Origin of the sequence: Arenibacter sp. P308M17, assembly GCF_003426735.1 — a bacterium.
Taxonomy (GTDB): Bacteria; Bacteroidota; Bacteroidia; order Flavobacteriales; family Flavobacteriaceae; genus Arenibacter.
Map to the genome: position 1 here is coordinate 70,243 of NZ_QVON01000011.1, position 6,912 is coordinate 77,154.

Sequence of the window (6,912 nt, forward strand, 5' to 3'; positions counted from 1 at the left end):
AATCATTTTCAGATAGTAACCTCCAAAAGTTTTGCACTCGTTGTTATTATATTTATTTTTTTGGATCGGGCAGGCACCAAAGTTGTCTCCCCTTTTTTTATGGATACCGAGCCAAACTCGTTTGAAATTGTAGCCTTGCCCCCTACGCACATGTATATGGTGAACGAATCCCTTGCCGAAACATCCTGCTCCAAATCCTTTGTAAGTTCCAAAAAATTGGTGTTAAAATAAGGGCATGAAACCATATTGTTTACGCTATCCCTACTACCTGAATAGTTCACTTTAAAATCATCCTTCTTGGTGTAATCTATGGCATCCAAAGCCAAATCCGTATGTAGCTCCCTTAAATTTCCGTTTTTATCCTTCCTATTAAAATCGAAAACGCGATAGGTTATATCCGAAGTCTGCTGGATCTCTGCCAGCAATACTCCGGCACCTATGGCGTGCATTTTACCAGTGTTTATGAAAAAAGTATCCCCTTCCTTCACACTCTCGTAGTTCAGTAGATTCAACAGCGTATCCTCCTCAATACTCTTGGCGTATTCCTCCCTGGTTACGTCCCTGTTAAACCCCACTATAAGCTCCGCTCCTTCATCTGCATCCATAATATACCACATTTCCGTTTTCCCAAAGGAATTATGGCGTTTTTTGGCCAATTCATCATTAGGGTGCAACTGTATGGACAAATCCTGTTTGGCATCAATAAACTTGATAAGGATCGGGAACTCGGTCCCAAATCGGGCATAGACACTTTTTCCCAATAATTCTTCCGGATATTGGTTGATCAGCTCCTGTAGTGAAGTTCCTGAAAAATCACCATTGGCCACTATGGATACGTCCCCTTCCACTGCTGAAAGCTCCCAACTTTCCCCTGTTATGTCATTTTCTATAGGTTTTCCCAAAACATCTTTTAGCTTGGTACCCCCCCAAAGACGTTCCTTAAGTATAGGGTTAAATTTTAAAGGGTATATGTTCATTCTGAATGGTTTAAGGTATTGTTTGTATGCTATATATTAATCGATTCACTATCCAATAGGAAGTTACATGATGTTCCCTATTCCTATGGGTTATACTAAGCCACAACTATCCGGAATAGGTTACGAAATTTCTGGGAGTTTCATAAAGTACCACCTCCAACTCGTTGGAGGCTGCAATAAAGGGCCGGAGCCTGTTCCATATATAAACGGCTATATTCTCCGCTGTGGGATTGACGTTCTTGAACCATTCCACCTCCATATTGAGGTTTTTATGGTCCAGTTGATTTTCAATTTCATCCCTAATAAGTTCTTTCAATACCTTCATGTCCATGACAAAACCGGTCTCTTCATCTATTTCGCCGGTAACACTTACGATCAGCTCATAATTGTGGCCATGAAAATTTGGATTATTGCACAACCCAAAAACAGCATCATTTTTTTCAAAACTCCATTCCGGTCTGTACAGCCTGTGGGCGGCATTAAAATGGGCCTTTCTACTGACTTTAACCTTCATATGGCCTTATTATATTGTGAAATATGATTGTAAAACCTTTCAAAAATAATTTTGAACCAGGCTGTGTATTTGTCTGGAGAAGTAAGCATATCCTGCCTAATATCCGTAGGGTTCATCCATTTCCATGAGGCAACCTCGTCTGGATTTATCTTTGGCTCCCCATTATATTGCCCTATCATCACATGATCCAATTCATGTTCTGTAAGACCATTGTCAAAAGGAGCCCTATAAATGAACGAAAACAACTCTTTCAGTTCGGCCTCAAATCCCATTTCTTCTTTTAATCTTCTCTTGCCTGCCTGAATATTGGATTCCCCTTCCCTCTGATGACTACAACAGGTATTGGTCCACAAAAGGGGGGAATGATACTTATGGCCTGCTCTTTGCTGAATCATTGTTTCTCCCTTATCATTCATTATGAAAACCGAAAAAGCTCTATGAAGCAACGCTTTTTCATGGGCTTCCATTTTGGGCATCAGACCAATTTGAACATCAAACTCATTAACAAGAATTACATTTTCCTCTTCCATTCCGTAAAAATAAAACCTTTCACTAAAAATAAGGGTTAAGTAGCTCACAAAAATTAAATACTTTTAAGTACTGTCCATAAGGTATTTTCCAACTAAACCAATATGTCATGAAAATACATACCTTATATTAGTGTCTTACTAGTGTCAAGTCAACGTTTAATGACGGGTAAGGAATGATGGATATTGAGTTGGACACTAGCCCAAACACTAGAAAAATCTCGGCGATTTTAAATTGCCCAGTTCCTTAATGAAGTCGTACCGCAAAATAATTTCAAAGGACCCATCATTAAAGGTAGCTTGTCCCAGCTCGGTAGTATCTTTGTCATACGCCATTCCGATCAGGAACGAATTGGATATATTAAAACCTACCATGGCACTTAATGCCGCATCCCAACGATATGCCGCCCCTACGATAAATTTGTCATTGAGCATAAAATTGGCGGAGGCATCGACTTGCAATGGGGCACCTTGAACCATTTTGGTTAAAAGGGCAGGTTTAAATTTTAGATTGGAATTCAGGTCGAACACATATCCGGTTATAAAATATAAATTCATCTGCTCCTTTGCGGTGGACAAAGCTTCACCATCAAAATGTGTGGTCTGTAAAAACCGTGGTACGGACAGGCCTGCATAGAATTTCTCGGTATGATAATATACTCCGGCACCGATATTGGGCGAGAATTTATTATTAATATCCTGCTGTAAAGTGGGGTCCGGCCCTCCCGGGTTGGTATAATCCTGATTAAGCTCTGAAAAACGGATATCCAACATATGTGCGCTTGCCTTTAAGCCAAAACTTAATCTGCCCTCCTGGGAAGTATAAACAGTGTATGAAAAATCCCCGTCAAAATAAGTTTCTGAGGTGGGGCCAATTTTATCGTTCACGATGGATATTCCCAAACCTACTCCCCTATAGCCTATTGGTGAATGTACATTTAAAGTCTGGGTAGTAGGGGCCCCGTCCAAACCTATCCATTGGGACCTATGTAATGCCGCAATACTTACATGCCCCCTAGAACCGGCATATCCAGGATTTACACTTACCGTATTGTACATATACTGGGTGTACTGGGCATCCTGTTGCGATTGTACCTTGTTACCTGCCAAAATGACCATGGTAAAAAAGCACCATAACAGCTGTTTGAAATCTAGAATATTTGTAATAAGATTAGGCATCTTCTATCTATTTATATAAATGTATCCAGTAAGGGTCGTCATCTTTCCAACTTCTGATGGGCTATAGTCCAAAATGTAGAAATATGTTCCTACCGGCAACTGATTATCACTTGCAATGGTTGCCCTACCTTCAGAAGTACCGTCAAAATAATTGGAATCATTGTTATATGCCTTGGTGGCATACACCAATACTCCCCAACGGTTATAAATTTTTATAGTATTGTTCGGATAATTTTCAATTCCCCTTATTGTCAAAACATCATGTATCCCGTCATTATTGGGTGTGATTACGTTAAACACCTCCACTTCATCATCCATTATTATCAAATCAGAATCCAAATAATTAGGTATTCCATCCTCATCAAAATCGTCATTCGCATAATTTCCATCCCCATTTTCATCTTCATCCGCAGTGAGTATGCCATCGTCATCGTCGTCGTTATCCCTGTAGTCTACTTCATCATCACCATCGGTATTGGGAAGATCATTATAGGGATCGTTGATCTCATCATTAACATCCACGTCTATAGCTGTAGTGCCTTCGAACCCATCATCCAAACCATCGTTATCCTTGTCCGATCCAATTTGAACAACATCCGGAATTCCGTCATGGTCATGGTCATGGGCTTCAATGCGGTCAGGAACGTTATCGTTATCACTATCTTCGTCCAAGTAATCCGGCAGACTATCCCCATCCGTGTCTATAGGGAATAAGCCAAGATTCCCATTGTTTTCATAAACATCGTCCAAACCGTCATTATTGGCATCTACACCACTAGGCGGAAGATAGCCTTGGGTAGTTTGTGCTTCAACGTTATCCGGAATGCCATCATTATCACTATCGATATCCAAGTAATCGGGTATACCATCACCATCAGAATCGGTCGGGTCCGTAGACGGATCATTATCCCCATCCAGATTAAGGTCTTCGAAACTGTCCAAAATTCCATCGTCATCACTGTCAATATCAACTATTCCAAGCGGATTCACCAGTATATTGACGTTGGCGGTACTACAATTTGATTGATCGTCACAAAGGGTGTAGGTAAAAAGATCACTGCCCACATAGCCCATATTGGGAGTATAGGTCACCATATCGTCCCTAAGATCATTAGGGGTACCATTATCATCAACTACCACCACGCCATTGGACGGACTTGTGGCCGTAATGGTTCCTGAAGCAGGGATATCATTGTCGTTCCCCAAGATATCTATATCCACCGGCATATTTTCCAAGGTGGCGACAGAATCATCAAAGGCATCAACAACAGGAAGAACCTCCACATTTACGGTAGCAGTACTACAATCGCCAAGGGAATTACAAATAGTATAGGTAAATGTACTTGGGCCATTGTAATTGGGGTTTGGAACAAAAGTTATAAAATCATCTGTCGGGTTATTTGGTGTTCCATTATCATTCACAAGCACGCTCCCATTAAATGGATTAGACGTAGTTAAAATACCGGTAATTGGCAAATTGCTATCATTATCAAAAATGGGAACTATCACCGAAGAATCCTCATTAACCGTTATAAAGTCGTCCACCAAAACACTGGATTGCTGCAAACAAACCACTGTAAAACTTGGGAGATCAAAGAAATTCCCTGCCTTGGTTACAGTGGCGGTATAGCGCACTACACTCGGTGAGGCAATCACCATAGGTCTTAATTGATCTCCGTTAACTGTAGGAGACCAACTTATGGCAGCATTGGCATCCACATTATTGGATATATCCATTGTTACCTCATTATCCGGACTTGTACAATCGGTCACTATAAAATAATCAGTTGCATTTGATACACATAGCGTACCATCATATGTTGCGAAATAAATCCCTGATGAAGTTACCTCATAAAAAAAATCGGTACCCAAAACAATAGAAGTATCGGAAGCCTCATACCATTTATAATTATGTTCATCGGTGCTGTTGGGCGCCTGCAACAAAAACTGTGCATTTCCCGTATTGGCACCAAAGAATATGGTAGCAAGGGCGACAAAAAGAAATCTATATATGTGTTTTGGTTTCAAACTCTTATTGTACCTAGTTGATTTATGAATACTATTTTACTACAAATACTACGTTGATCAGAGAATTATAATCTGTTGGCGTTGTTATCACATCATAGGTCATTACTCCAAATTCATTTACACTTACATTGTCGAATACCGTATCGTCATAAAACGTAACATAGTAATACAGCTCTGTATTGGCATAGGTTGGTATGGCCCCTGGTGCTAAATTACTGGCTACCATTGGGGATCCAAACTGCGACGTATATTGGGTATACAGATTAATTGTCCTACCAGTGCCAGTTGTAGAGGCATCCACTGCAATGGAAGGGGGGTAGAAAATATTAGGTCTTGTATTGGCAACCACATATGGAGAAGCACTACTTCCATTTCCGGTTACACTTATGTCGTTTCCTGCAGTCACCACTGTCTCTGTTCCGTTGGCCGTAGGCACTGTTATGGTATTACCACCGGATATACTCAATTGATCGCCCGCAATACTCAAGGTTTGATCATCCGTTGCCGGATCCCCTGCCGGACCAGTTGCCCCGGTCGGACCTTGTGTGCCCGTAGCTCCTGTTGGACCCTGGGCCCCTGTTGGACCAGCCGGACCAACAGCGCCATCGATACCATCAGATCCAGCAGGACCGGCTGGACCTTGCGCTCCAGTGGCTCCTGTGTTACCTGTTGCTCCAGTCGGACCTTGGGCTCCGGTTGGACCTTGCGCTCCAGTAACTCCCGTATTACCTATTGGGCCTTGGGCTCCAGTTGCTCCGGTGGCACCAGTATCTCCCTTGGCACCTGTTAGGCCTTGTGAGCCGGTGGCTCCTGTTGGGCCTTGGGCTCCGGTTGCTCCTGTCACACCCTGTATTCCTTGAGCACCTGTGGCTCCTGTGTCACCTGTATCTCCTTTAGCTCCCGTTACACCCTGTATTCCTTGGGCCCCGGTGGCACCAGTATTTCCTGTTGGACCTTGTACTCCGGTTGGACCTTGGGCTCCAGTGGCCCCGGTATCTCCTTGGTCACCTTTTTCACCCTGTATTCCCTGCGCTCCGGTTGCTCCTGTCACACCCTGTATTCCTTGGGCACCTGTGGCTCCCGTGTCACCAGTATCTCCTTTAGCTCCGGTTACACCCTGTATTCCTTGGGCCCCGGTGGCACCAGTATTTCCTGTTGGACCTTGTGCTCCGGTTGGACCCTGAGCTCCTGTGTCACCAGTATCCCCTTTGGCTCCGGTTACACCCTGTATGCCTTGTGCTCCAGTAGCACCAGTTGCTCCTGTATCTCCTTTATCTCCCTGTATTCCCTGGGCTCCTGTGGCTCCCGTGTCACCAGTATCTCCTTTAGCTCCGGTTACACCCTGTATTCCTTGGGCACCGGTGGCACCAGTATTTCCTGTTGGACCTTGTACTCCGGTTGGACCTTGGGCTCCAGTGGCACCTGTGTCGCCCTTGGCACCAGTCTCACCCTGTATTCCTTGTGCTCCAGTAGCACCAGTTGCTCCTGTATCTCCTTTATCTCCCTGTATTCCCTGGGCTCCTGTGTCTCCAGTATTCCCTTTGGCTCCGGTTACACCCTGTATTCCTTGAGCCCCGGTTGCTCCAGTATCACCAGTATCTCCCTTGGCTCCTGTTGGGCCTTGGGCTCCGGTTGCTCCAGTCACACCCTGTATTCCTTGGGCTCCGGTGGCACCTGTATTTCCTGT

6 protein-coding genes are annotated in these 6,912 nt (G+C 43.6%); all 6 read right to left on the reverse strand.

Going from position 1 to position 6,912, the window contains the following annotated elements; genetic code table 11:
- Positions 1-8: 8 nt before the first annotated feature.
- A complete protein-coding gene (locus D0S24_RS20035; protein WP_181938149.1) occupies positions 9-977 on the reverse strand; it encodes a type I phosphomannose isomerase catalytic subunit in 969 nt (322 codons plus the stop codon).
- 106 nt (positions 978-1,083) lie between these two features.
- Positions 1,084-1,491 (reverse strand): 6-carboxytetrahydropterin synthase, encoded by a 408-nt coding sequence (locus D0S24_RS20040; protein ID WP_117021612.1) that lies wholly within the window; start codon positions 1,489-1,491, stop codon positions 1,084-1,086.
- Positions 1,488-2,021 (reverse strand): isopentenyl-diphosphate Delta-isomerase, encoded by a 534-nt coding sequence (idi, locus tag D0S24_RS20045; RefSeq protein ID WP_117021613.1) that lies wholly within the window; start codon positions 2,019-2,021, stop codon positions 1,488-1,490. The genes D0S24_RS20040 and idi overlap by 4 nt, the downstream gene beginning before the upstream one ends.
- Before the next feature lie 207 nt (positions 2,022-2,228).
- Positions 2,229-3,197: a type IX secretion system membrane protein PorP/SprF gene (locus D0S24_RS20050; protein ID WP_117021614.1), complete on the reverse strand. Its 969-nt coding sequence runs from the start codon at positions 3,195-3,197 to the stop codon at positions 2,229-2,231.
- 3 nt (positions 3,198-3,200) lie between these two features.
- Positions 3,201-5,225 carry a gliding motility-associated C-terminal domain-containing protein gene (locus tag D0S24_RS20055; protein WP_117021615.1) on the reverse strand — a complete coding sequence of 675 codons (2,025 nt, stop codon included), beginning with the start codon at positions 5,223-5,225 and terminating at the stop codon, positions 3,201-3,203.
- A 31-nt stretch (positions 5,226-5,256) separates the two neighbouring features.
- A partial coding sequence (locus D0S24_RS20060; RefSeq protein WP_147321485.1) for a collagen-like protein occupies positions 5,257-6,912 on the reverse strand: 1,656 nt, incomplete at its 5' end.